Origin of the sequence: Actinoplanes sp. NPDC000266, assembly GCF_042899005.1 — a bacterium.
Classification (GTDB): Bacteria; Actinomycetota; Actinomycetes; order Mycobacteriales; family Micromonosporaceae; genus Actinoplanes.
In genome coordinates, this window is the sequence record NZ_JBIAZI010000005.1 from 156,080 (window position 1) to 181,473 (window position 25,394).

At 70.5% G+C, this 25,394-nt stretch carries 20 protein-coding genes and 2 pseudogenes; 16 read left to right on the plus strand and 6 right to left on the minus strand.

The features are described 5' to 3' along the window. Positions 1 to 488: 488 nt before the first annotated feature. The 8 genes from ACFY36_RS21255 (at position 489) to hemB (ending at position 8,552) form a co-directional block, all read left to right on the plus strand. Entirely contained in the window at positions 489 to 1,937 is a 1,449-nt protein-coding gene (locus ACFY36_RS21255; protein ID WP_499747700.1) for a class I adenylate-forming enzyme family protein, read from the plus strand. Next, complete coding sequence (locus ACFY36_RS21260) at positions 1,934 to 2,182, plus strand: glutaredoxin family protein (protein WP_499747701.1); 249 nt, start codon at positions 1,934 to 1,936, stop codon at positions 2,180 to 2,182. Before ACFY36_RS21255 ends, ACFY36_RS21260 begins: the two co-directional genes overlap by 4 nt. A gap of 10 nt (positions 2,183 to 2,192) precedes the next feature. Next, complete coding sequence (locus ACFY36_RS21265) at positions 2,193 to 2,837, plus strand: HAD family hydrolase (protein WP_499747702.1); 645 nt, start codon at positions 2,193 to 2,195, stop codon at positions 2,835 to 2,837. 171 nt (positions 2,838 to 3,008) lie between these two features. Continuing rightward, positions 3,009 to 3,761 carry a redox-sensing transcriptional repressor Rex gene (locus tag ACFY36_RS21270; RefSeq protein WP_499747703.1) on the plus strand — a complete coding sequence of 251 codons (753 nt, stop codon included), beginning with the start codon at positions 3,009 to 3,011 and terminating at the stop codon, positions 3,759 to 3,761. Further along, on the plus strand, positions 3,758 to 5,047 hold the full coding sequence (locus tag ACFY36_RS21275) for a glutamyl-tRNA reductase (protein WP_499747704.1): 1,290 nt from the start codon (positions 3,758 to 3,760) through the stop codon (positions 5,045 to 5,047). The genes ACFY36_RS21270 and ACFY36_RS21275 overlap by 4 nt, the downstream gene beginning before the upstream one ends. Continuing rightward, positions 5,044 to 5,973 (plus strand): hydroxymethylbilane synthase, encoded by a 930-nt coding sequence (hemC, locus tag ACFY36_RS21280; RefSeq protein ID WP_499747705.1) that lies wholly within the window; start codon positions 5,044 to 5,046, stop codon positions 5,971 to 5,973. The genes ACFY36_RS21275 and hemC overlap by 4 nt, the downstream gene beginning before the upstream one ends. Further along, positions 5,970 to 7,556, plus strand: coding sequence for a bifunctional uroporphyrinogen-III C-methyltransferase/uroporphyrinogen-III synthase (locus ACFY36_RS21285; RefSeq protein WP_499747706.1), 1,587 nt, complete (start codon positions 5,970 to 5,972; stop codon positions 7,554 to 7,556). The genes hemC and ACFY36_RS21285 overlap by 4 nt, the downstream gene beginning before the upstream one ends. A 15-nt stretch (positions 7,557 to 7,571) precedes the next feature. Then, positions 7,572 to 8,552 carry a porphobilinogen synthase gene (gene hemB / locus ACFY36_RS21290; RefSeq protein WP_499747707.1) on the plus strand — a complete coding sequence of 327 codons (981 nt, stop codon included), beginning with the start codon at positions 7,572 to 7,574 and terminating at the stop codon, positions 8,550 to 8,552. Here hemB and ACFY36_RS21295 read toward each other — a convergent pair. The 3 genes and pseudogenes from ACFY36_RS21295 to ACFY36_RS21305 all read right to left on the minus strand — a co-directional run. Continuing rightward, positions 8,553 to 10,793 (minus strand): annotated as a pseudogene (locus ACFY36_RS21295) (lamin tail domain-containing protein); the annotation flags it as partial. A 133-nt stretch (positions 10,794 to 10,926) separates the two neighbouring features. Continuing rightward, the gene (locus tag ACFY36_RS21300) at positions 10,927 to 11,946 is read right to left on the minus strand and encodes a GNAT family N-acetyltransferase (RefSeq protein ID WP_499747708.1); all 1,020 of its coding nucleotides are present in this window, start codon (positions 11,944 to 11,946) and stop codon (positions 10,927 to 10,929) included. 88 nt (positions 11,947 to 12,034) lie between these two features. Then, positions 12,035 to 13,783: a lytic murein transglycosylase gene (locus ACFY36_RS21305; RefSeq protein WP_499747709.1), complete on the minus strand. Its 1,749-nt coding sequence runs from the start codon at positions 13,781 to 13,783 to the stop codon at positions 12,035 to 12,037. 120 nt (positions 13,784 to 13,903) lie between these two features. On the opposite strand from ACFY36_RS21305, the gene ACFY36_RS21310 reads away from it, so the two are divergent. Together ACFY36_RS21310 and ACFY36_RS21315 are read left to right on the plus strand one after the other, a co-directional pair. Beyond that, positions 13,904 to 14,125, plus strand: coding sequence for an FmdB family zinc ribbon protein (locus tag ACFY36_RS21310; RefSeq protein ID WP_499747710.1), 222 nt, complete (start codon positions 13,904 to 13,906; stop codon positions 14,123 to 14,125). Between the two features lie 1,168 nt (positions 14,126 to 15,293). Next, entirely contained in the window at positions 15,294 to 18,029 is a 2,736-nt protein-coding gene (locus tag ACFY36_RS21315; RefSeq protein WP_499747711.1) for an adenylate/guanylate cyclase domain-containing protein, read from the plus strand. A gap of 4 nt (positions 18,030 to 18,033) precedes the next feature. Here the strand turns inward: ACFY36_RS21315 and ACFY36_RS21320 are convergent, their stop codons facing one another. Continuing rightward, complete coding sequence (locus ACFY36_RS21320; protein WP_499747712.1) at positions 18,034 to 18,525, minus strand: phospholipase; 492 nt, start codon at positions 18,523 to 18,525, stop codon at positions 18,034 to 18,036. Positions 18,526 to 18,645: 120 nt separating this feature from the next. Between ACFY36_RS21320 and ACFY36_RS21325 the strand changes: the two genes are divergently transcribed. Next, positions 18,646 to 19,659, plus strand: coding sequence for a potassium channel family protein (locus ACFY36_RS21325; RefSeq protein WP_499747713.1), 1,014 nt, complete (start codon positions 18,646 to 18,648; stop codon positions 19,657 to 19,659). Here ACFY36_RS21325 and ACFY36_RS21330 read toward each other — a convergent pair. Both ACFY36_RS21330 and ACFY36_RS21335 read right to left on the minus strand, forming a co-directional pair. Further along, positions 19,656 to 20,660, minus strand: coding sequence for a 2-oxoacid:ferredoxin oxidoreductase subunit beta (locus tag ACFY36_RS21330; RefSeq protein WP_499747714.1), 1,005 nt, complete (start codon positions 20,658 to 20,660; stop codon positions 19,656 to 19,658). The genes ACFY36_RS21325 and ACFY36_RS21330 overlap by 4 nt on opposite strands. After that, a complete protein-coding gene (locus ACFY36_RS21335; RefSeq protein WP_499747715.1) occupies positions 20,653 to 22,506 on the minus strand; it encodes a 2-oxoacid:acceptor oxidoreductase subunit alpha in 1,854 nt (617 codons plus the stop codon). Before ACFY36_RS21335 ends, ACFY36_RS21330 begins: the two co-directional genes overlap by 8 nt. Positions 22,507 to 22,716: 210 nt before the next feature. On the opposite strand from ACFY36_RS21335, the gene ndhC reads away from it, so the two are divergent. The 5 genes and pseudogenes from ndhC (at position 22,717) to ACFY36_RS21360 (ending at position 25,308) form a co-directional block, all read left to right on the plus strand. Then, positions 22,717 to 23,094 carry an NADH-quinone oxidoreductase subunit A gene (gene ndhC, locus ACFY36_RS21340; protein ID WP_499747716.1) on the plus strand — a complete coding sequence of 126 codons (378 nt, stop codon included), beginning with the start codon at positions 22,717 to 22,719 and terminating at the stop codon, positions 23,092 to 23,094. 69 nt (positions 23,095 to 23,163) lie between these two features. Next, a pseudogene (locus ACFY36_RS21345) lies at positions 23,164 to 23,622 on the plus strand (DivIVA domain-containing protein); the annotation flags it as partial. A 14-nt stretch (positions 23,623 to 23,636) separates the two neighbouring features. Further along, complete coding sequence (locus ACFY36_RS21350) at positions 23,637 to 24,128, plus strand: SRPBCC family protein (protein ID WP_499747717.1); 492 nt, start codon at positions 23,637 to 23,639, stop codon at positions 24,126 to 24,128. A gap of 36 nt (positions 24,129 to 24,164) precedes the next feature. Next, the gene (locus ACFY36_RS21355) at positions 24,165 to 24,764 is read left to right on the plus strand and encodes a DNA-3-methyladenine glycosylase I (protein WP_499747718.1); all 600 of its coding nucleotides are present in this window, start codon (positions 24,165 to 24,167) and stop codon (positions 24,762 to 24,764) included. Between the two features lie 13 nt (positions 24,765 to 24,777). Further along, positions 24,778 to 25,308, plus strand: a complete 531-nt coding sequence (locus ACFY36_RS21360) for a hypothetical protein (protein WP_499747719.1) — start codon at positions 24,778 to 24,780, stop codon at positions 25,306 to 25,308. The last annotated feature ends 86 nt before the right edge of the window (positions 25,309 to 25,394 follow it).

The window sequence follows — 25,394 nt, forward strand, 5'->3', positions numbered from 1 at the left end:
ACCGAGCGGCGGAGGACGGTCAAGCCGTCGCCCAATGCGAGGCGGGCCGCGAACACGTCGCGGTGGTACGGGTCCCCGGCGTAGACATGGCTCACTGCGCCTCCTTCACCCGGCGGGGCTGCTGCTTCGACTGCTGCTGATCCGTCCCGCCAGACGTGGATGCGCAGCATGGGCGTGCATTTTGTGGCACAGCGGCCTCCTCGGGATGAGGGGTGATCACTCATAGCAAAAGGGGTGGGGTGGCCTAAAACGTCAGACCGACCTCACCCAGGGCTGTGGAGTCCGTTACACAGACGCGAAGTATCACGGACGCCGGACACACGGAGTCGCACACCGTGTGCGCTGTGTGCGGCTGCGCAGAAAATAGTACGAAGTGGCGCAGACAAGACACAAGGAACGTCTGCCACGATGGCCGACACGGCTCGGCGCGCGACGGACAACTTGTCCGGCACCCACTTCCGTGGCGCTTTGTGCCAGACTCGTGCCTCGTGGACGAAGCAGCCCGCGACCCGGTCGCCGGAGCCGCCGCGCGCAGGCCCGACGGTCTCGCCCTGATCACCAACGACGCCGAGCTGACCTGGTCCCAGGTCCACGAACGGGTGGACGAGGCCGCGCGCTCCATCGCCGCCGCGACGGCGCCGGGTGACCGCGTCGCGATCGTGCTCGGCAACTCCATCGAGTTCGTGACGACGTATTACGGCGTGCTCCGGGCGGGGCGGGTGGCGGTGCCGCTCAACCCGGCCTACACGGCTGACGAGAGGGACTACGCGATACGGGACTCCGGGGCCGCCCTGGTGATCGCGAGTGCCGGGGGCCCGCGCGAGCCCGTACGGACGGAAACGCCGCCCGATCTCGCCGTCCTCCTCTACACCTCGGGGACGAGCGGGCGGCCGAAGGGCGCGATGCTGACCCACGCCGCGCTGGCCGCCAACCACGATCAGCTGGACGCGATCGAGCCGGCGGTCGTCGGCCCGGACGACGTGGTGCTGCTCGCTGTGCCGCTGTTCCACGCGTACGGCCTGAACACCGGCCTGGGCTCGGTCGTGCACCACGCCGCGACCGGTGTGCTGGTCGACCGGTTCGACCCCGGAGCGTCGCTCGAGGTCATCGCCTCCCGGGCGGTGACCGTCGTGGTCGGCGTGCCCGGCATGTACGCGGCGTGGTCACAGCAGCCCGGGGCCGGCATCGCGATGCGCTCCGTGCGGACCGCCGTGTGCGGCGCGGCCCCGCTGCCCCCGGACGACGCGGCCCGGTTCGCCGCCACCACCGGCCGGAGCGTCCTGGTCGGGTACGGGCTGACCGAGACCGCCCCGGTGCTCACCACCACGGCCGTCAGCGACCGGGGCAAGCCGGGCTCGATCGGGCGGCCGTTGCCCGGCGTCTCCCTGCTGCTGCGCTCGGCGGCCGGCCAGGTGCTGTGGCGCGACGGCACCCCGTCGCCCGACGACGACCTGGCCGAGCTCGACCTGTCGGTGGAGGACTCGGCCGGCACCGACCCCGGCGAGATCGTGGTGCGCGGGGCCAACCTGTTCTCCGGATATTGGCCGGACGGGCGGGGCGGTCCGGGCCCCGACGGCTGGTGGGCCACCGGCGACGTGGCTTATGCGGACGCCGACGGCGATCTCCACCTGGTCGACCGGCTCGACGAGCTGATCCTGGTGCGCGGCTTCAACGTCTACCCGGCCGAGATCGAGCGGGTGCTCGACACCCACCCCGGCGTGGCCGAGGCGGCCGTGGTCGGTGTGCCCGATCCGGACACCGGCGCGCGGCCCCACGCGTACGTCGTGACCGCGCTCGACCCGCCGCCGACCCCGGCCGAGCTGCAGGTCTTCTGTGCCGGGCAGCTCGCCCGGTTCAAGGTGCCGTCGATCGAGCTGGTGCGTGAGCTTCCCCACTCGGCGACCGGCAAGGTACGCAAGAGGGAGTTGTCATCGTGAGCCGCGTGACCCTGATCAGCCGGACCGGCTGCCACCTGTGCGAGGTCGCCGAGACCACGCTCGACCGGATCGTCCCTGGCCAGTGGAGCCGGGTCGATGTCGAGTCGTCGATCGAGCTGGAGCGCGACTACGGCGACCGCGTGCCGGTGGTGCTGCTCGACGGGGACGAGCACGGATATTGGAAGGTCGAGGAGGCCCGCCTGCTGCGCGATCTGTCCAGGCCGCCGGGCGAGCCGCGCCTGTAGGTTGTTCGCCGTGACACGCAAGCACCTGGTCTGGGACTGGAACGGCACCCTGCTCGACGACCTCCACCTGGTGGTCTCGTCGACGAACGAGGCCTTCGCCTCGGTCGGCGGCCGGGCGGTCGGCGCCGACGAGCACCGCTCCCGGTTCCGCCGGCCGGTGGCCGAGTTCTACGCCGAGATCCTCGAGCGCGCGGTCGGCCAGGAGGAGTTCGAGGAGCTCGACCGGATCTTCCACGACGCGTACCGGCTGGGCCTGACGAACATGACGCTGGCCGCGGACGCCTCGGAGGCGCTCCGGTCGTGGCCGGGCACCCAGTCGCTGCTGTCCATGTGGTTCCACAAGGAACTGGTGCCGGCCGTCGAGACGTACGGGCTGACCGGTGTCTTCACCCGGGTGGACGGCCTGCGCACCGAGATCGGCGGGCATCTGAAGGCCGGTCATCTGGCCGAGCACCTGGCCGAGCTGGGCCTGGCCGGTTCCGACGTGGTGCTCATCGGCGATTCGCTGGACGACGCGGCGGCGGCCGAATCCGTCGGCGGGGTTTCGGTGCTCTATACGGGGGGATTCACCGACCCCGTCCGATTGCGGGCGTCCGGTCGCCCGGTGGCGGACACTTTGGTCGAGGCTGTCGAGATCGCCCGGACGCTGGCATAATCAAGTAGCACTCAGTTGGATCTTTGTCCAGCCATCCGATCAAGATCGCGATTTGTGCACGCCTTCACAAGCGCCTACTCTTTGACTTCGAAGAGCCCCGCTAGCACAGCCGGTTCAACCAGGCGTTCGTGGGTTCCCCGCAGGTTCGCAACCTCGTCGGCACGGAGTCAGATGAGTCAGCAGCGTCACGGAAGCACGCCCGGCCATGTCCGTGGCGACAATGCCGTCCAGGCCTTCCCGGATCTGCCGGAGGCCACTATCGCGCGCCTTCCCGAATATCTCCGCGCCCTGCACAACCTGGGTGAGGCCGGCGCGGACACCGTCTCCAGCGAAGGCCTCGCGGCCGCGGCGGGGGTCAACTCCGCCAAGCTCCGCAAGGACCTCTCCCACCTCGGCTCGTACGGCACGCGCGGCGTCGGCTACGACGTCACCCTGCTGATCGAGCAGATCGAGTACGTCCTCGGTCTCGATCAGCGCCGCGCGGTCTGCCTCGTCGGCCTCGGTAACCTCGGTCACGCGCTGGCCGGCTACGACGGCTTCGCCAGCCGCGGCTTCAAGATCGTCGCGCTCTTCGACGCCGACGAGTCCAAGGTCGGCGAGCGCATCCACGGCCTCGCCGTGCGGCACATCTCCGACCTCGGCCGGGTCGCGGTCGAGGAGAAGATCGCCATCGGCGTGATCGCCACCCCGCCCGGCGCCGCCCAGGCGGTGGCCGACGTGCTGGTCGACGCGGGCGTCACCAGCATCCTCAACTTCGCACCCTGCGTGCTCTCGGTGCCGTCGAACGTCGACGTCCGCAAGGTCGACCTTGCCATCGAACTGCAGATTCTCTCATTCCACGAACACCGCAAGGCATCGCTGACCGCGCTGCCGGGCGGCCGGTCCGCCTCACCGGCGGGCAATCAGGAGGCGGTCGGGTCGTGAATCTCCTCAGCGTCGGTGCGTCCTATCGCACCGCCGATGTCGCCACGCTGGAACGCCTCGCCATCCCCGACTCAGCGGTGCCCGACCTGCTCTCCAAGCTCGTCGCCCAGCCGTACGTCGGTGAGGCGGTCGTCCTGTCCACCTGCAACCGGGTGGAGATCTACGCGGCGGTCACCACGTTCCACGGTGGCCTCGGCGACATCTGCAACGTGCTCTCCGAGGTCTCCGGCATCCCGGCGACCGAGCTCGCCGGTCATCTCTACGTGCACTACGACGAGGCCGCGGTCCAGCACTCGTTCAAGGTCTCGGCCGGTCTCGACTCGATGGTCGTGGGCGAGTCGCAGATCCTCGGGCAGCTGCGCGACGCGTACCACGTGGCCACCGAGAACGACTCGGCCGGACGGCTGCTGCACGAGCTGATGCAGCAGGCGCTGCGGGTCGGCAAGCGGGCGCACGCCGAGACCGGCATCGACCGGGCCGGCCAGAGCGTCGTCACCGCCGCCCTCGAGGTCGCGGAAAGTCACCTGGGCTCCCTCGAGGGCAAGAAGGCGCTGGTCGTCGGGGCCGGCGCCATGGGCGCGCTCTCGGTCGCCACGCTGACCCGGGCCGGGGTCGGCCCGCTGCGGATCACCAACCGCAGCGCCGACCGCGCCGAGCGGCTGGCCGAGGCGTACGGCGCCACGGCCGTGGCCTACGACGACCTGGACGAGGCGCTGCGCGAGGCCGAACTGGTGATCACGGCCACCGCCGCCACCGATCCGGTGCTCACCCGGGCCCGGCTCGAGGCGGCGGCGCCGCTCGTCGTGCTCGACCTGGCCGTGCCGCGCGACGTCGCCCCGGACGCCTACGGCGTGCCCGGCGTCACGATCATCGACATCGACAGCCTGGCCGCGTCCCGCCGTTCGGCCCCCGCGGCCGCCGAGACCGCCGCGGTCGAGCAGATCGTCACGAGCGAGGTTGATCACTTTCTGGGCTGGCTGCGCGGGGCGGAGATCGCCCCGACCGTGGCCGCCCTGCGTACGCGCGCCGAGGACGTGGTCAGCGCCGAGCTGCGCAAGCTCTGGGGGCGCCGCCCCGATTTCAGCGAGGAGCAACGGGGCGACATTTCCCGTACGCTGCACCGGGTTGTTCAGCAGCTGCTGCACTCACCGACCGTGCGGGTGCGCCAGCTGGCCGCCGAGCCCGGCGGTGACCAGTACGCGGCCCTGCTGCGCGAGCTGTTCGACCTGGACGTGCCGCACGCCACGCCGGCCAACGCGGTGCCTGAGATCGGAGGAAAAGCGTGAGTACCCCGCTGCGCCTCGGCACACGAGGCAGCGCGCTGGCGCTCGCTCAGTCGCAACAGACCGCGGACGCGCTGACCGAGGCCACCGGCCGCCCGGTCGAGCTTGTGCGCATCGTCACTTCGGGTGACCGCTCGTCGGCGCCCGTGGCCCAGCTCGGCGTGGGTGTCTTCGTCTCCGCGCTGCGCGACGCGCTGCTCGCCGGCGAGATCGATTTCGCCGTGCACTCGTACAAGGACCTGCCCACCGGCCCGCAGGCCGGCCTGCACATCGCGGCCGTGCCCCCGCGCCAGGACCCGCGCGACGCTCTGATCACCAAGGGCAACCGTACCCTGGCCGAGCTTCCGCCGGGCGCGCTCGTCGGAACCGGCGCGGTGCGCCGAATCGCGCAACTGCATGCTTTGGGCCTAGAGTTGCAGGTCACGCCGATCCGCGGGAACGTCGACAGCCGGATCGCCCGGGTCCACGGACCCGAGGCAGATCTGGACGCCGTCGTCCTCGCCCGGGCCGGCGTGGCGCGTCTCGGCCGCACGGCTGAGATCAGCGAGACGCTCGACCCGATGCTCATGCTGCCGGCCCCCGCTCAGGGCGCGCTGGCCGTGGAGTGCCGGGCCGACGACGCCGACCTGGTCGAGCTGCTGGCCGTGCTCGACCACGCACCGTCCCGGGCCGCCGTCGTGGCGGAGCGGGCGATGCTGGCCACGCTCGAGGCCGGGTGCTCCGCCCCGGTCGCGGCACATGCCGAGCTCGCCGAGGGCGAGACCGGCGACGAGATTTACCTGCGCGGTGCGGTGATCAGCCCGGATGGGGTTCGAGCCATCCGGCTGTCGCGCACCGGAACGCCCGCCGACGCGGCGGAGATCGGCAAGGCGCTCGCCGCCGATCTCCTCGACGCCGGCGCCGATACCCTGATGGGGAGCACAGAATGACCACCCGCACCGCCCGCAAGCCAGCCGGACGCATCGCGTTCGTCGGCGCCGGACCCGGCGACCCCGAGCTGCTGACCCGCCGCGCCCACGCCGCGCTCACCGATGCCGACCAGGTGGTCTTCGACCGGGGCGTTCCCGAGTCCCTGCTGACCGCGATCCGGGCCGAGGCCAAGCCGGACGCCCAGTTCAGCCCGGCCGAGGGCGCGCCCGGCGACGTCGCCAAGGTGCTCCTCTCGGCCGCCAAGTCCGGTCTGTCGGCCGTGCACCTCGTGGCCGGTGACCCCTTCGGTCACGAGGCCGTGGTCAAGGAGGTGCAGGCGGTCGCCCGCACCGCCGTGCACTTCGAGGTCGTTCCCGGCCTGGGCCAGGCCGAGGGCGTGGCCACGTACGCCGGTGTCCCGCTGCCCGGCGTCCGCGTCACCGCCGACGTCGGCGACGTCACCACCCTCGACTTCGACGCGCTGGCCGCGGCCGCGCTCAAGGGCTCGTTCGCGGTGGCGGTCGACGCCGGCGACCTCGCCGCCGTCCGCGACGGCCTGCTCGCCTCGGGCGTCGAGCCCGGCACCACGGTCGCGGTGACCGGCGACGGCACCGGCGAGACCCAGTACACGACGACGTCCACGGTCGACAGCTTCGTCGCCGCGGCGCTCGGCTTCACCGGCCGGGTCGTGCTCACGGTCGGCGGCGACGTCGCCGAGCGCGACGCCATGAGCTGGTGGGAGAACCGCCCGCTCTACGGCTGGAAGGTCCTGGTGCCGCGCACCAAGGAGCAGGCCGGCGCGATGAGCGCCCGGCTTCGGGCCTACGGCGCCATCCCGTGCGAGGTGCCGACCATCGCGGTCGAGCCGCCCCGCACCCCGGCCCAGATGGAGCGCGCGGTCAAGGGCCTGGTCGACGGCCGGTACGCCTGGGTCGTCTTCACCTCGGTCAACGCGGTCCGCGCGGTCTGGGAGAAGTTCGACGAGCACGGTCTCGACGCCCGCCACTTCGGCGGCGTGAAGATCGCCTGCATCGGCGAGGCCACGGCCGAGGCCGTGCGCGCCTTCGGCATCCAGCCCGAGCTGGTGCCCGCGGGCGACCAGTCCAGCGAGGGCCTGCTGGCCGAGTTCTCGCCGCACGACGAGATCCTCGACCCGGTCGGCCGGGTGCTGCTGCCCCGGGCCGACATCGCCACCGAGACGCTGGCCGCCGGCCTGATCGAGCGGGGCTGGGAGGTGGACGACGTGACCGCCTACCGGACGGTCCGCGCCGCGCCGCCGCCGGCCGAGATCCGCGACGCGATCAAGTCGGGTGGCTTCGACGCGGTGCTGTTCACCTCGTCCAGCACCGTCCGCAACCTGGTCGGCATCGCCGGCAAGCCGCACGCCCGCACGGTCGTCGCGGTGATCGGCCCGAAGACCGCCGAGACGGCCACCGAGTTCGGCCTGCGCGTCGACGTCCAGCCCCAGCACGCCTCTGTGCCGGACCTGGTCGAGGCGCTGGCGTCGTACGCGGTGGAGCTGCGCGAGAAGCTGGCCGCCATGCCGGCCAAGCAGCGCCGTGGCTCGAAGGTCCAGGGACCCACAGCCCTCCGCTTCCGCTGAGTCTTAGGGGTTGTCATGTCGTACCCGGAGGTTCGTCCCCGCCGCCTGCGCCGCTCGCCGGCCATGCGGCGCCTCGTCGAAGAGGTCCGGCTCTCGCCGGCCGAGCTGGTCCTGCCCCTCTTCCTGAAGGAGGGGCTGACCGAGCCGCGCGAGATCAGCTCGCTGCCGGGCGTCATGCAGCACTCGCGGGAGTCGCTGCGCAAGGCCGCCCACGAGGCGGTCAGCGCGGGCGTCGGCGGCCTCATGCTGTTCGGCGTGCCGACCAACGAGCACAAGGACGAGACCGGCTCGGCCGGCCTCGACCCGGACGGCATCCTCAATGTCGGCATCCGCGACCTGATCTCCGAGGTCGGCGACTCCACGGTCGTCATGGGTGACCTGTGCCTGGACGAGTTCACCTCGCACGGGCACTGCGGGGTCCTGGCCGCCGACGGTTCCGTGGACAACGACGCGACGCTGCCGTTGTACGCCCAGATGGCGGTGGCCCAGGCCTCCGCCGGTGTGCACATGGTCGGGCCGTCCGGCATGATGGACGGTCAGATCGGGGTCATTCGCTCAGCGCTCGACAAAGCGGGCTATCAGGACGTCTCGATCCTGGCCTACTCGGCGAAGTACGCGGGCGCCTTCTACGGCCCGTTCCGCGAGGCCGTGGAGTCGACGCTGCAGGGCGACCGCCGGCAGTACCAGCAGGACCCGCCGAACCTGCGTGAGGCCCTGCGCGAGGTCGACCTCGACATCGCCGAGGGCGCCGACATCGTCATGGTGAAGCCCGGCCTGCCCTACCTCGACGTGATCGCCGCGATCCGCGAGCGGGTCACCGTCCCGGTCGCGGCCTACCAGGTCTCCGGCGAATACGCGATGGTCGAGGCGGCCGCCCGCAACGGCTGGATCGACCGCGAGCGCGTGATCCTCGAGTCGCTGACCTCGATCAAGCGGGCCGGCGCGCAGATCACCCTCACCTACTGGGCGACCGAGGTCGCTCAGAAACTCCGCTGACTAGTCGTCGTTGACGATCGTCCCCTCGCCGCTTCCGTCGATCAGGCGGACGGCGTCGAGGGCGACGATCTCCAGTGTGAGCGTCTCGTCCGACTCGCGCAGCCGGTCACCGCGCACCTGCACTCCGAAGTCGACGGTGACCGCGCCGGCCGGGATCGACCGGCAGCCCAGGTACGGGTCGAAGTCGGCCAGGGGCAGCGTCGTCTCGCCCGGCACGGTGGTCGCGCAGACCGTGACGGCCCGGCTCAGCGGCCGGGTCACGGTCACCGGGAAGACCAGCGCCACCTTGCCCGTGTTGCCCTCGACCACCCGGGCGTCGCCGACGGAGATGCCGGCCCGGGACTGGAACCGGGCGACCTGTGGATCGTGGTCGCTGGTGCCGTCGGTGAAGTCGGCGTTGATGTGGGCCGCCCGCATGTCGACCAGGTCGCGGTAAAAGCCGTCGTTGACGAAAAGCTGGTCGAGCGTCTGAGCCTGGCCCTCGAAGACGTACGAGTAAGCGGCGGCGGGCGTCTTGGCCACCAGGTCGTCCCACAGGTTGTGCAGCCCGGTGTCGTACAGCGGGCCCAGTTGGTCGCCCGGTGCGGCCGGAACCGGGTCGTCGGGCCGGGGGAAGACGTTCAGGTCGCCGCCCAGGATGACGCGGGCATGCGGATCGGCCGCCTCGATGGCGTCGACGATCGCCGCCCCGTACGCCGCCTGTTCCCGCCGTTGACCCACCCGGGTGTCCGGACCGGACGAGAAGTGGTTGCTGATGGCCCAGAGGCTGCCGCCCGGGGCCGTGGTGACCTCGAAGCGCGCGACCTGAGGGGCGCGGGTGTAGACGTTGGCGCCGTCGACGCCGGTCGACACGTCGACGTCGGCCGGGAGCACGGCGTTGAGCGTCTTCGGGTTCGAGACCTCGGCGTTGCTCGGCAGAGGAGCGCCCCGATAGGTGACCTGCGGCATCAGACCGAGCACGGGATCGGTGGCGCGGGGAGTGGCGAGCCGCAGCCGATCCGTACGGTAGAGGAATCCGGAGACGATGCCGCGCGCGTCGGCCCCGCTGCGGTCGAAGGCCGCGTCGTACTCCTTGCCGATCTTCAGGGCCAGCTCCTGCAACGTGTCCGGTTTGCCGTCGGCGGCGTCGCAGGTCAGCTTGCCGCCAGCGACCCGGCAGATGTCCTGGTCCTCGGCCTCCTGCACGAGCAGCAGGTCGGGGCGGTGCAGGTCGTTCCTGATCTGGCCGGCTATTCGGGCCAACCGCTCGTCGTACGCGGCCTGGCCGGCCGGCACGTAGTCGAAGGGCGGCCGGACGCCCGGGCAGCCGGTGTTGCCGGCGAAGTCGCAGCCGTCGGTGGGGTCGTCGCGGAAGTCGTAGAGGTTCTCCAGGTTGAACGTGGAGATCGCCAGATGGTGGCCGCCGCGAGCGGGCGGGTTGTTCCGCGCCGGGTCGGGCCCACGGTCGTACGCGATGGCGCCGACCTGAATGCCGTATTTGCCGAACGCGTAGTAGACGCCGCCGACCGCGTCGTCCCGCACCCGGTCGAAGGTGCGGGCGGCGGGCAGCACGACGCCGCTGTCGCCGGCGGCCGCCTTGACACCCATCGGGCCCAGCATGATCCGGTTGCGGTTGCCGTTGTCGACCGTGCCCGGCAGGTCATCCAGGGGATGCGCGTCGCGGAAAACCCTTCGGCTGTACGGGTCGTCGCGGTCCAGAAGCGCGTCATCACGATCGATGAGCCACGTCTCGGCGTCGTCGGTGGACGCGTACGTCTTGGTGTTGGAGACGGCGGCGGAACCTTTCCGGACCCGCAGCTGGGCGCCCTCGTGCTGCTCCCAGAAGGGGCTGTCGCCGGCCGGCGGGACAGCGTCGTCGATCTGGATCTCGGTGGCCACGTCGAGGCCGGTGGCCAGGGTGGTGACCCATTCGGCGCTGGTCAGCTCGGTGAGGTTGAAGTATTCGGCGACGCGGGCGTTGACGACGATCTCGTCGCCGACCTTGGGGGCGTATCCGCCGATGAGCGTGGTGAACGAGCCCATGTAGACGAAGACGCCGTCGGAGCTGGCCGGATCGCCGTCCGTGTCGGTTTTGCGGCTTTGCAGGAAGAAGCCGTACTGCTCGACGCCGGCGTCGGTGTGCGAGAGGGCGAGCTGGGCGACAACGCCGCGCACCTGATATTTGGCGCTGCTGGAGCCGTTGCCGCTGGCCGGGGCGTACGGCGATCGGGCGTTGACGCCTTGCACCGCACCCACCGTCAGCGGCGGGTCGGCCGCGTGCGCCACCCCGGGCAGGAGCACGCCGAGGGCGAGGATCGGCGCCGTGAAGAGCGCGCCCAGCAGGTGAGTCCCTCCACGACGGACCATACGCCCGACAGTAGAGCAGAGGTCGAACCTAGTCGATGGGTTCGAGGCTTTGTACGAGTTGTGACACGTCGGCGCCGTACTCAAACCAGTCGCGATCGGGCAGATAGCCCAGCTCGGCGTTCACCTTGAGCATGGACTCGCTGTGCTGCGCGTTCCAGGTCTGCACCTCGCGCAGGTCGGGCTCGGCCCGGCGAAGCTCGAAGAGCATGCGCGCCTTGAGTGCCCGGTCGATGCCGTAGCCACGGTGGTCACGCACGACGATGGTGTCGTACTGGTCGGCGCGTTCCGGGTGTTGCGCGGGGACGACGACTTCGGTGAGGCCGGCGACGACACCGGTGGACTCGTGGATGGCGAGCACGATGTACGGCTTGAGGCCGCGCTTGTGCAGCGTTTCGAGGGAGTCGCGCAGCCGTTGCGGATCGGAGGAGCGGGGAGCGAGGTCGAGATCGTCGTCGTCGTCCTGCGCTTCGAGCTTGGCTTGCGCGTACGCCTCGAGCAGGTGGTCGGGCGGCCCGCCCGGGTGATATTCGACCCGGTAGCCGCTGCCGATGGCGGTGGCCATGGCGTCGAGGGCCGGCCAGTCCACCCCGGACAGGGTGAGCACGCTGCGCGTTTCGACATACTCCCGCTCGAATCCGAGCGACTCGTAGAAGGCGATGGCCGGCGTCCCGCCGATGGCTTCGACGCCGATGGTGGAGAAGCCTTCGAGATAGGCCCGCCGGGCCGCGACGGCGACGAGTTGCCGCCCGAGCCCGCGGCGCCGCAGCCGGGGATGCACCATGATCTCGAGGACGCCGATGTCGCCCAGCAGCAGCATGCTGACGTGCGCGAAGATCTCGCTCTCACCCTCGGGTAACCGATCGTCCTCGGCGACCCAGCTGATCCGCCGCTCACCGGGCATGGTCTCGGCGAGGTAGTCACGGACCTGAACGTCCTGCCACGGCGGGTCGTCGGGAAGGTCGGTGGCAAGCACCGCGTTCACTGTCTCCACGAGCGACCGGATCTCCGCCGCCGAGGCGGTCCGGGGATCCCACTCACGCACCCTCACCCGTACAGCTTGCCGGTAACGGTGCCTTCTGGGAAGGTCTGGGACCGTAAATGTGTAGGTATCGTCACCGTGCGTGCAACATTTGGCCTCAACCGCGACTGCGCTGCCCGTAGTCGTTGGCCGCCTCGAAGACCTTCTGCGCGTACGGCCGAACGGCGTTGTAGGAGAAAATCGCATCCCACCAGGCATCGGCCCGGGCCAGATCACGCCCGCCCTGGCACAGGTAGGTGCCCGCGGTCAGTGACGCATCGTCGATGTCGTTGGGGTCGGCCACCCCGTTGTTGTCGGCGTCCACCTTGAACTGGTTCCAGGTCGCCGGAATGAACTGGAGAGGCCCGACGGCCCGGTCGTAGGTGGTGTCGTTGTCGAGGGCGCCCCGATCCGAGTCGGGGATGAGCTGCCGCCCACCCTTCCCGTCGAGCGGCAACCCGAAGATCCCCGGCTGAACCACCCCGTCGGCCCCCAGCACGGACCGGTTGGCACTGCCGTGATCGGACTCCACCTTGGCGATGGCGGCGATGGTGGTCCAGCTGAGATGACAGTTCGGCATGGTCTTGGCCAACACGAGTTCGGTGTACGCATAGGCCTGCACCGCCACCACGGGAATGCCGACCTTGGTGCCCACCTGCCCCGCCCACCCAGCGAGAGCATCGGCGGGCCGCCCGCCGGTCTGGGTCGCCACGGTGGGCGCGGCGGTCGCCGAAGTCCCCACGGTGGGCAGGCCGGCCCCCGGAACCCCGCTGGGCACCGCGGCCGGCGCGCTCCCCACGGGCGCACTGCCCACCGGAAGCCCACCCGGAACGGCTGCCGAAGGCACGGCTCCACCACCCGCTTCGAGGGGGAAGCCGGGCGTCGCGCTGGGGTTGGGGGCGGCCTTCAAGGCCTCGGGCACCAGATAGGCCCCCGCGGTTCCCGCCGCCCCGAGAAGCAGAACGGCCACAACCGCCGGCACGACAAGCCGCCCACTGGGCCGCTTGGCCCAGGCGGCGGTGTTGCGCCCGGCCCGCCCCACAAGCCGAACAGGGGCCGCTTGCCGAAGCCCGCCACTCCGCTTCTTGGCGTGACTCCCCGAACGCGCCCCTTCGGCGCCTTTGCCGCCGGCACCAGAAGCCGCCGCCCCACCCGCGCCGTCCCCCTTCGCTGGGGCGTCGCCCTTCCCTGCGCTGTCGCTCTTCCCCGCGCCCTCTGTTGCGCCTGCGCTCTCCGCTTTGCCCGCGCCGTCGCCCTTGCCCGCGCTCTTACTCGTGGCGTCGGCTTTGTTCGTGCCGTCGCTCTTGCCCGCAGTGTCGGCCGCCGCGGAGGCGCCAGCCTTGGTCACGCTGGCGGGTTTGTCGCCGCTGTCGCCCTTGGGAGCGGCTTCCGGCTTGCTCGGACTCTCGGCAGCGCTCGAGCTCGCGGCCTGGCCCGTCTTCGTGCCGGAGGTGCCCGCGGAAGCGGCTCCGGCGACGTCCGCGCCTTCCTTACTGGTCACGTCGGAAGGCTGGGCGGCATATGACGCCGGGTTCGCCCCTCCGGCTTCACCGGCGGGCGGGTCGGTCGGAGCCGCGGCCGTGGTGACCGACGGTGCCGCGCCGATCGACGGGCCCGCGCCAATCGTCGGCGTCGTGCCTCCAGGCGGGGGAGGGGTCGTGCTCCCCGCCGAGGTGACGGCTGTAGCGCTTCCATCGTTCGTTCTGTCCGCGGGGCCGCCCTTGTCGGCCGGCTCGCTCTTCGGTGTGGCGTCGCTCGTGGGCGCCCCCTCGGGGGCCGCGCCGGAACTGGCCAGCGGCCCACCCTGATGCGGCGCCGAGGCGCGCAGCTCGGGCTCGGTCACCTGGTCCTTCTGCCGCTTCACCACGCGGACGACACTACCCAACCGAAGCATGGCCGCGAGAGCCCGATTCGAAGCCTGTGGATAACCCACACCCGCCTGTCCACAGGGTGAATTCCTGTCGGTCGGAGGCCCTACTCTTCTCCCATGCCCCGTTACGATTTCCGCTGCCGCGCCTGCGGCGACACCTTCGAGGTCAACCGCCCCATGCGCGAAGCCTCCGAGCCCACGAGCTGCCCCCAGGGCCACACCGACACGGTCAAACTCCTGTCCACGGTCGCCGTCACCGGCCGCACGAGCAGCACCTCCGCCCCACGACCCGCAGCCGGCGGCGGTGGCGGCTGTTGCGGAGGCGCCTGCGGCTGCTGACCCGGCAGGCCCACCTGACGGCCACCCCACGCCGACCCGACCGACCAGCCAACGACGCCGTCCGGCCCGGCGCCGGCGAACTGCGTGCCGTCCGACCTCGCGCCCAGGACTCGCACAGACCCTCTCGCTGACGCTTGTCTCGGCCGCCTCGTCCCTGCCTCGTGGTGCTCTTCGTCCCGCGGCGCCTCCCTATTGCGGCCGCCGCCCTGGCTGTGCTGCCCGCGTCGACCGCAGTGCCCCATCTGCTGCCTGGGATGACCGCAGTGCCCGCTCTGCTGCATGCGATCGCCCGCGCGCCGACCCTGCTGGTTGAGCTAACCCTGTTCTGTGCGGCTCTTCGCCTCGCCCTGGCCCGTTGCGCGCTGACTTCGCTGTCCACTGGCCGTGGCCTGTGCTGACTGACCCGCCTCCACCTCGCGCCGGTCCTCGTTGCGCTCGTGACGCGGTCTGGCGTTGGTCTGGTCTGGCGCTGACCCGGTCGGGATGCGACCCGCTGCTGCGTCGTGTCGATCCCACTCGGGTCGGCTCCCCACTCGGGTCGGCTCCCCACTCGGGTCGGCTCCCCACCCGCGCTGGACTCCAATCCGCGTTGACTTCGACTCGCGCGGCCCCTTCGGGGATGGCGCCGCGTCAGCTGATCGTGAGCGGTGCGCCTCGATGGTCGTCCGGTTCCGGTGGTCGGCATTTCGCTATGAATGGTCCTTTAAGGTCGTAACACTCGATCGGCTCGGCCGGACGCCATCTGGGCATATGGCCTGGTCGGACGCTTGATTGTGGCCAATTCCACGAACTTGACCTTCTCTGGCGGGTGACCGTGGGCGGGAAATGGTGTGACTGGTCGTCGCAGGGGCTGTTAGCTGGGGAAACGCGGTCTCGGGGTGGTTGGCGGGCAGCGTGAGGGGCGTGTCGGGGGTGTCGCACAAAGTGACTCTTGCGGGGGCGGCCGAACGGGTGGGCGGAACTGGCCGAGAGCGGCGTGTCTTGGCTCGATCCATTTCGTTACGTCACGCGTAGTGCCGTGTGGAAACGTCGATGACCCCTGCGGGTGTCCTCCGTCCGGGGTCGGCCGCAGCGGGCGGATGGTTACCGTCCGTTTCTACGATGGCCGGTGACGCTGTGATACGGCAGCATGAGATCGCGACTTGCCGAAGGGGGCGGAGGTTCCACCGTGTCGGGACGAACCGAGCTGCCGAGTGGGCTGGTGACCTTTGTGTTCACCGATATCGAGGGCTCGACGCGATTGGCCCGGATGCTCGGCGACGACTACGGCGCGGTTCTCAATGATCACCGCACAGTGATGCGCGCTGCTCTGCGTGACTTCGATGGTGTTGAGCTTTTCACTGAGGGTGACTCTTTTTTTGTCGTCTTCCAGGACGCGGCGGCGGCGGTGGCGGCGTGTGTGGAAGCGCAGCGGCGACTGTCCGCACACGACTGGCTCAGTTCGGAAGTCGCACCGCGGGTGCGGATGGGCATGCACACGGGATGGGCTCGGCCGACCTGTGGGGAGCGCGGGGGTGAGTACGCCAGCATCGAGGTCCATCGGGCTGCCCGCGTCTCGGCCGCGGCCCACGGGGGCCAGATTCTGTGCTCCGGCGCCACCGCCCGGGCCGTTCGGCTCACATCCGAAATATCGGTAACGAACGCCTATACGGCACCTATCCTGGCGGCGGCTCCCGCCGGCCCGTCCAGGATCCCGGCCGACATCGGCATCCGAACGCCGGCGCCCGAGACGATCAAAGGGCACGGGGAAAGCGAAGGCAGGGAAGAAAGCGCGAGACGCCTAGGAGAAGCCCTCCGCGAGATCGAGCTGCTCGATCTAGGCGAGCATCGGCTGAGAGGCTTCGACGACTCGGACCGGCTCCTTCAGGTCCTGGCCCCGGGCCTGGACGGGGACTTCCCACCGCCTCGCACCCAGAAAGCGCCCGTCCACAATCTCCCCGCCGAGCTCAGCCCTTTCGTCGGGCGGCGCGCCGAGGTGGCCGAGGTGGCCGAACTCGTAGGCCGCCACCGCGTCGTCACCATCACGGGGAGCGGCGGCGCCGGCAAGACCCGGCTGTCGCTTGCCGTGGCGGCTCAGGTGCTTCAGACGTACCCCCAAGGGGTCTGGACCGTCGATGCCGCCGGCGCCGCGGAAGGCCTCGCCGATGTTCTCGGCGTGCGCAGCGAGCCCGGGCGGCCGATTCTCGACTCGCTGCTCGAGCATTGCGCCGAGCGGCGGATGCTTCTCGTGCTTCAGACCGCCGAGGCCGCCAAGCCCTCGGCGCTCATCCGGCGGCTGCTCGCCCGTTGCCCTGGTGTCAGCGTGCTGGTCACCGGGCGGGCGCCGGTCGGTGTGCCCGGCGAGTTCGTGTGGCGGATTCCGCCGATGTCGCCGGCCGATGTGTTCGCGCTGCTCAGTGAGAGGACTGCGGCCGCTCGGGGCGGGGAGGACGGCGTCGATCTCGCGAAGGTGGCGGCCCGGATGGAGGGCTCACCGTTGATGATCGAGCTGGCGGCGGCTCGGCTGCGGCTGCTCTCGGCCTCGCAGCTCGCCTCCCGGCTCGATGATCCGCTGGCCGCGCTCGACCCGGTGGCCGGGATCGAGGATCGGCACGACAGTCTCGAGGCCAACCTGGACTGGTCGTACCGGCGGCTCACCGGTCAGGCCCAGGGTCTGCTCCGCCGGCTGGCCGTCTTCGCCGACTCCGTCGATCTCGGGATCGTCGAGTGGTGCGGTGTCGATGCCCTCGGCGCGCTCGGCGAGCTTGCCGACCACTCCCTCGTCGATGTCGTTCCCGGGCCCCGCTACCGGCTTTCCGGGCAGGTCCGTGCCTTCGCCTCTCGCCGGCTCGTGGCCGGCGGTGATGAGCGGGAGGCTCGCGACCGGCACACCGCCTGGTCGCTGCACATGCTGGACAGCGTCGCCGTGGACACCGACGGGCAGCCCCGGACGGTGAGCCTGACCGCCTTCGCGCCCTATGTCGCCGAGTGGCAGGCCGCCCTGCGCTGGGCCGCCACCCACGGCAGCGTGCGGTCGGGACTGCGCCTGGCCATCGCCCTCGACCCGTGGTGGCGTGAGCACGGCGGCGCTGGTGAGGGGCGTGACCTGCTGTTCCGGCTCTATCGGCGGCTCGACGGGGCCGACGTCGAGCCCGCCGTCGTCGCCGACGCCTATCTGGTGCACGCCGGCCTGGCCGCCGACAAGGCCGAGCGGACCCGCTTCCTCGAACGGGCCGAGGCTCTGGCCCAGGACGATCCGGCTCTTCTCGTACGGGCCATGGCCGGTCACCGGGCCACGCTGCTCGACGCCGGGCGGTACGACGACGCCGAGCGCCTGTGCCGCGACGTGATCGCGACCGCGGAGCGGCGGGGCGTGGCCGAGGCCGCCATGCCCGCCGTCATCGCCCTGGCCGAGCTGCTGTGGCGCCGTGACGCGCTCAACGAGGCGTCCGAGCTGCTCGGCGGCGCCCGCCAGTGGGAGGCGAGCCGCCCCGAGGACCGGGGCCGGCGCACCGTGGACTGGCTCCTCGGCATGGTCGCGCTGCGCCGCGGTGACCTGGTCGCCGCGCACGATCACCTGGTGGTCGCGCTCCGCTCCCGGCTGCGGCACGGCTTCCGGGGCGCCGCCGCCGACGCGGTCGCCGCCATCGCCGTGCGCTGCTCGCTCGGCGGCGATCCCACCTCGGCCGCCGTGCTGTTCGGCGGGGCCGAGGCGGCCAAGGGCGCCCGCCGCACCGAGATGTTCGGGCGGTTCTGGTCGGCGCGGCAGTTGTCCCTGCGGAGCGCGCTGGGGGATGCCGCCTTCGACGCCGCGTACGCCGAAGGGGTCGGTCTGGGTTTTGACCGGATCGTCGCGATGGCCCTGGCCGTCGAACACCCGGACCTGGAGGACGGCGCGACGAGGTTCGCCCAGGCGAGCGCCTGAAGCGTCAGCGCATGATCCGGGACGCCCGGTCCAGATCGGCGCCGCGGACCTTGGCCAGCGAACCGAAGACGTGCACGGCCTGGTAGTAGATCCACGCCACGCTGTAGCAGGCCGAGCGGGCCACCGAGCGGTACTCGGAGCAGACGCGCTTCATGTCGGCGTAGAAGGTGTCGTCCACCCGGTCCTTGTTCTGGTCGAACAGGCCCTCGTCCTTGTAGTTGCGATAGCCGAAGTCGTGGTGCACGCAGGCGTTGGTGAAGTCGAAGCCGAGCGGCCGTTCCGGGCTGGCCGAGCAGTAGTCGGTGGTCCAGTCGAAGCCGTACGCCGCCCACTTCTCCCGGTCGAGCCGGGCGCTGTTCCAGGCGGCCGTACTGGCCGCGGTCGGCTGGGTCCAGGAAGCGAGGACGGAAAGCCGGTCGACGGTGGCCGAGGCGGGCAGCGCGGGGAACAGCACGGCGGCCACGAGGGCGAGGACTACCACTATGCGTCGCGTCATGGCTCAGGCTGTTCAATCGTCAGTCGTGGATACAACGACGCACCTGCGCATTTTCGGATCCTGCCGATTCGAACCTTCCCGGGCGCCAATGACTATGGTGTGTGACGTGCGGGGAGTCACATGATCCATTTACCTCGGGTCCGTCAGGGGCCCCTTCGGGCGCTCGGCGTCCGGCTTGCGCTGGCGGTCGCGCTCGTCGTCTCCACTGTCGTGGTCATCTACGCCGGTCGCAGCGGCTATCGGGACGTCAACGAGGACGGCCTCACCCTTCTCGACTGCTTCTACTACGCGGTCGTGTCGCTCTCGACGACCGGATACGGCGACATCACGCCGGTCACCCCGCACGCCCGCCTGGTCAACATCCTGATCATCACCCCGGCCCGCGTGCTCTTCCTGATCATCCTGGTCGGCACCACCCTCGAGGTGCTCACCGATCAATACCGCAACAGCCTGCGCGTCAGCCGGTGGAGGCGAAAGTTGAAGGACCACATCGTCATCTGCGGGTACGGCACCAAGGGCCGGGCCGCCGTCGCGGCCCTGGTGGAGACGGGCTACGACAAGTCCCGCATCGTCGTGGTCGAGAACAGGCCCGACGGCGTACGCCAGGCCGCCGCCAACGGGCTCGCCACCATCGAGGGCAACGCCACCCGCTCGGCCGTGCTGCTCGAGGCCGACGTCAAGAACTGCAAGGCCGTCATCATCGCCACCGACAGCGACGAGGCCTCGGTTCTCATCACTTTGACCGTACGGCAGCTGACCGCCGGGCAGGTGCGGATCATCGCCGCCGTCCGCGAGCAGGAGAACTCGGCGTTGCTCAAGCAGAGCGGCGCCCACCACGTGATCGTCTCGTCGGCCACCGCCGGCCGCCTGCTCGGCCTCACGACCACCGCGCCGCCGCTGATCGACGTGGTGGAAGACCTGCTCACCCCCGGTCAGGGCATGGCGCTGGCGATGCGCAGCGCCGAGCGGGCCGAGGTCGGCCGCAACCCGCGCGAGCTGCGCACGCTGGTGGTCGCCCTGATCCGCCGCGGCAAGGTGCTGCCGCTCGGCGGTGAGCAGGCCTTGAGCATCGACACCGGCGACATGCTCGTCTACATAAGGGACGACGAAGCCAGTGTCGACGTCGCGGTCTAGAGGATGGTCCAGGTGTCGGCGGCGTTGAGCAGGTCGTCGAGCATCTGATCGGGCGAGCCGTCGGTGCGGGCGTCGTTCAGCTGCTTGGCGATCAGCTCGTCGTAGGTGGGCCGCTGCACGTCACGGAACACCCCGATCGGTGTCGTGCCCAGGTCGGATCCGGAGAGGCGGGACAGGGCGAAGGCGTACGCCGGGTCGTCCACCGAGGTGTCGTGGACGATGGCCTCGCCACCCTCCTGCACCTTGAGCCCGAAGCCGCCGGCCGGATGGGTCACCGAGAACTGGTTGTCGGCCCCGAAGGTGACCGGCTGCCCGTGCTCGAGCCGGATCAGGTGGTCGTCCCGGCTGCTCGCGTCCTTGATCAGCTCAAACGCGCCGTCGTTGAAGATGTTGCAGTTCTGATAGATCTCGACGAACGCCGAGCCCTGATGGTCGGCCGCCGCCCGCAGCACCGACTGGAGGTGCTTGCGATCGGAGTCGATCGTGCGGGCCACGAACGTCGCCTCGGCGCCCAGGGCCAGCGACAGCGGGTTGAACGGCGAGTCGGCCGAGCCCGCCGGCGTCGACTTGGTGATCTTGCCGAGCTCGGACGTCGGCGAGTACTGCCCCTTGGTCAGCCCGTAGATCCGGTTGTTGAACAGCAGGATCTTCAGGTTCACGTTCCGGCGCAGCGCGTGGATCAGGTGGTTGCCGCCGATCGAGAGCGCGTCGCCGTCACCGGTGACCACCCAGACCGACAGGTCGGGCCGCGACGCCGACAGGCCGGTGGCGATCGCCGGCGCCCGGCCGTGGATCGAGTGCATGCCGTACGTGTTCATGTAGTACGGGAAACGCGACGAGCAGCCGATGCCGGAGACGAAGACGATGTTCTCCCGCGGGATGCCGAGCTCGGGCATGAATCCCTGCACCGCGGCCAGGATCGCGTAGTCACCGCAGCCCGGGCACCAGCGGACCTCCTGATCGGATTTGAAGTCCTTGGCCGTGAGCTTCAGATCAACCATTCTTGACCACGTCCTCCAGCATGTTCTCCAGCGTCGCGGCCGTGAACGGCAGACCGCTGACCTGGTTGAAGGGCAGAACGTCGACGAGATAACGCGCCCGGATCACCTGGGCCAGCTGCCCGAGGTTCATCTCCGGGACCACGACCTTGTCGTACGCCCTGAGCACCTCACCGAGGTTGGGCGGCAACGGTGACAGATGCCGCAGGTGCGCCTGGGCGATCGGCAGCCCCCGCTGGCGCAGGGCACGGCAGGCGGCGCCGATCGGCCCGTACGTCGAACCCCAGCCCAGCACCAGCACACGCGCCGCCTCGTCGGCGTCCTCGACCTCGACGTCGGGCACCTCGATGGCCTCGATCCGCGCGGCCCGGGTGCGCACCATGAATTCGTGGTTCGCCGGGTCGTACGAGATGTCGCCGGTCTTGTCGGCCTTTTCCAGACCGCCGATGCGGTGCTGCAGCCCCGGCGTGCCCGGGATGGCCCAGGGACGGGCCAGGGTCTGAGGATCTCTGAGGTACGGCAGGAAGCGCCCGTCCTCGGCGTTCGGCGCCGTCGCGAACTCCACCGACAGGTCGGGCAGCTCGCTCGCCGACGGCAGCAGCCACGGCTCGGAGCCGTTCGCCACGTAGTTGTCCGAGAGCAGGATGACCGGCGTCCGGTACGTCAGCGCGATGCGAGCCGCCTCGATCGCCGCGTGGAAGCAGTCCGACGGGGACTTCGGCGCGATCACCGCGAGCGGCGCCTCGCCGTGCCGCCCGAACAGCGCCATGTTGAGGTCGGCCTGCTCGGTCTTGGTCGGCATGCCGGTCGACGGGCCGGCCCGCTGCACGTCGACGATGACCAGCGGCAGCTCCAGCGCGATGGCCAGTGAGATCGTCTCGCCCTTGAGCGCCACACCGGGCCCGCTCGTGGTCGTCACACCGAGGGCGCCGCCGTACGACGCGCCCAGCGCCGCCCCGATCGCGGCGATCTCGTCCTCGGCCTGCATGGTCGTGATGCCGAACTTCTTGTGCTTCGACAGCTCGTGCAGGATGTCGGAGGCCGGGGTGATCGGATAGGCGCCCAGGAACAGCGGCAGCTTGGACCGGACGGCCGAGGCCACCAGGCCGAGGGCCAGCGCCTGGTTGCCGGTGATGTTGCGATAGGTGCCCGGGCGCATCTTGGCCGGCTTGACCTCGTAGCGCACCGCGAAGTCCTCGGTGGTCTCACCGAAGTTCCAGCCGGCCTGGAAGGCCGCCTTGTTGGCCGCCACCAGCTCGGGGCGCTTGGCGAACTTGCGCTCCAGGAACCGGATCGTCGACTCGAACGGGCGTGAGTACATCCAGCTGAGCAGGCCCAGCGCGAACATGTTCTTGGCCCGCTCGGCGTCCTTCTTCGAGATGCCGTGATCGGCCAGCGCGCCCACGGTCATCGAGGTCAGGGCGACCGGATGGACCGCGTATTCGCCCAGCGAGCCGTCCTCGAGCGGGCTGGCCGCCCACCCGACCTTGGCCAGGCTGCGCTTGGTGAACTCGTCGGTGTTGACGATGATGTCGGCGCCGGCCGGCAGATCGGCCAGGTTGGCCTTGAGGGCGGCCGGGTTCATGGCGACCAGCACGTTCGGCGCGTCGCCGGGCGTGAGGATGTCGTAGTCGGCGAAGTGCACCTGGAAGCTCGACACGCCCGGCAAGGTGCCTGCGGGGGCGCGGATCTCGGCCGGGAAGTTGGGCAGCGTCGATATGTCGTTGCCCAGCTGGGCCGTCTCGGATGTGAATCGGTCACCGGTCAGCTGCATGCCGTCGCCCGAGTCGCCCGCGAACCGGATGACCACCCGGTCCAGTTGTTCGACCCGTTTCGCTCCAGCGGACACGTTCCCAACCTCCAAAGGTTGCCGGCCGGCCGGGGATGGTCATCTATGAGCCGGCCCGCAGAACTAGTCACTTCCAGACTACGTCGGCGCTCCTTACTCACCGGGCGTGAGCCGTTGACCACAGTAGCCAGGTGAGGCTTGCATGAACCAGAAGAGTCCACTATCCGGCGGCCGAGTGCCACCTAATGGGTTCGGCTAGGCTCCGAGGTCGTGGACGGTTATCTCGGGTCGTACGCCACGCTCGGGCTGGTGGCCGCCGCCGGCGTGCTGGTCTTCGTCGGCGCCTTCGCGGCCAACAAGCTGCTCCGCCCGGCCGACCCGGCCCAGCCGGCCGGCAAATACGTCTCGTACGAGAGCGGCATCGACCCGGTCGGCGGCGACTGGGCGCAGGCGCAGATCCGGTACTACGTCTACGCGTACCTCTATGTGCTTTTCGCCGTTGAGGCCGTTTTTCTCTTCCCGTGGGCGGTCGTGTTCGACCTGCCGGGTTTCGGCCTGACCACCGTGACCGAGATGGGAGTGTTCGTGGCGGTGCTGGCCCTGGGCATCCTTTACGCCTGGCGCAAAAAGATCCTCACCTGGACCTGAGATCACACCCGCGTACCGGTCGGGGTGGCGGGCTCGCCACGCACAGCGCGGCGTGCCAACATCTTGCGCATGGGCCAGCTTCTCCTCTTCATCGTCGTGGCGTTGGTCGTGGCCGCGATCGTGTTCGGCGTGACCGTGATGATCGGTGGCAACGACAGCGCGCTGACGCCGGTCGAGCCCGACGGCCGGGCCGTGCCGCTGCCCAGCGACCGTCCCCTCGGCGAGGAGGACGTGACCCACACCAAGTTCGACGTCGCCTGGCGCGGCTACCGCATGGCCCAGGTCGACCAGGCGCTCCAGCGCGCGGCGTACGACATCGGCTACAAGGGCGAACTCATCGGCGTGCTCGAGGCCGAGGTGACCGCGCTACGCGAGGGCCGCGTGGCCGACGCCGACGTGCTCCGCCGCGCCCGCGAGGCGGCCATAGCGCCCGTCACGCCCCCGCCCGCACCGGCGCCCGCGCCCGTGCCCTCGGCCGAGTCCGCTCCCGAGCCGGTCATCGAGATCACCACCGTGCCGGCCGACGAGCCGGTGGCCAAGCAGTGAGCGCGACCGACCCCGGCCTGGGCGACGCCGCCAAGCCCGGCACCGGCGAGGTCACGGCCACGGTCATCGTCGACGCGCCCGCCCCGCGGGTCTTCGCCGCGTTCCTGAGCTGGGAAAAACAGTCCGAGTGGATCCCGTTCACCAAGGTTCGCGTGGTCGAGGGCGACGGCGGCGAGGGCAGCCTGGTCGAGGCGATCACCGCCATCGGCCCGGCCGCGCTCCGCGACGAGCTGCGCGTGGTCAAGGTCAACGCCCCTTATGAGGTACGCGTCGTGCACTGCGGCCGCTTCCTCCGCGGACCCGGATCGATGCGCTGCACGGCCATGTCCGGCGACCGCACCCAGGTCGTCCTGCACGAGTGGTTCCACTTGCCGGCCGGCCCGGTCGGCAAGATCGCGTGGCCGGTGCTCTGGCCCGGCTCCAAGCTGAGCTTCACCGGCGCCCTGAAGAAGTTCGGCCGCCTGGTCGAGCAGGGCCGGCTGCCCTAGCAGGTTTTGTCGTACGGCGGCTCTACGGTGGTCGCCATGACAGATGACGCCGGGCTCGTGATCGGCCTCGACGGGCGTGCCCGCTGCTTCTGGGGCGGCTCCAGCCCCGACTACGCGGCCTATCACGACGACGAGTGGGGCAGGCCGGTCCGCGGCGACGACGCGCTCTACGAGCGGCTGTGCCTGGAGGCGTTCCAGTCCGGCCTCTCCTGGATCACCATCCTGCGCAAGCGCCCGGCGTTCCGGGCCGCCTTCGCCGGCTTCAAGATCGAAAAAGTGGCCACGTTCTCCGACGCCGACGCGGCCCGCCTGATGACCGACACCGGCATCGTCCGCAACCGGATGAAGATCGAGGCCGCGATCGCCAACGCCCGCGCCGCCGCCGACCTGCCGGGCGGGCTCACCGAGCTGCTCTGGTCGTTCGCCCCCGACCCGCGCCCGGCCCGCCCCAAGACCCGGGCCGACGTCCCGGCCATCACCCCGGCGTCCACGGCCATGGCCAAAGATCTGAAAAAGCGCGGCTTCCGCTTCGTGGGTCCCACCACGGCGTACGCGTTGATGCAGGCCACGGGCATGGTCGACGACCATGTGGCGGGTTGTTGGGTCCCACCGCTCAAGGCCCACCCCCGCGCATGATGGGATGGAGCCCATGGGTCAGTGGGCGGTGATCATTCCGGCGGACAGGTGGGCCGACGAGAGGTTGTTCCACCACGACACCGTCACGGTGTCGGCGGGCGCGTCTTCGGTGGCGCCGGACGACGAGGTGTTACTGGTCGCCGACGGCACCGTGGTGGCCCTGGCCCGCGCCGCCAAGACCAACGGCGACGAGCTGGTGCTCACCTACCTGCGGCGCTCCTTCGACAACCCGGTCCCCGCCACCGGCCTGACCGACGGCGACGTGGTCCCGGTCGACACCGAGACGTTCCGCCGCTTCGCGACGGCCCTGGGCGCCGAGCCCACGACCCCGAACCGCCCGACCTGGCTGGTCAGCGTCGCCCTCCCCATCGAGGCAACGACTCCAGCCGAGGCCGTACGCCAGTTCTGGTCCCACGTGCTGGAGCTGGGCCCCGCCGAACTCCCGACTTATGTGTGGCCTTCCGGCGACGAGCTGGCCATGCAGGCCTTCGTCCTGGGCGCCGAAGCAAACCAGGACCCCGAAGAAGAAGACGAAGACGACTGATCCCGCACCTTGCGGGGCGGCGCCGCCGCCTGGTCCTCCTTCGCTCGACCCTGGGGCTGAGCGCTTCCAGCCCAGCCCCAGGGCCC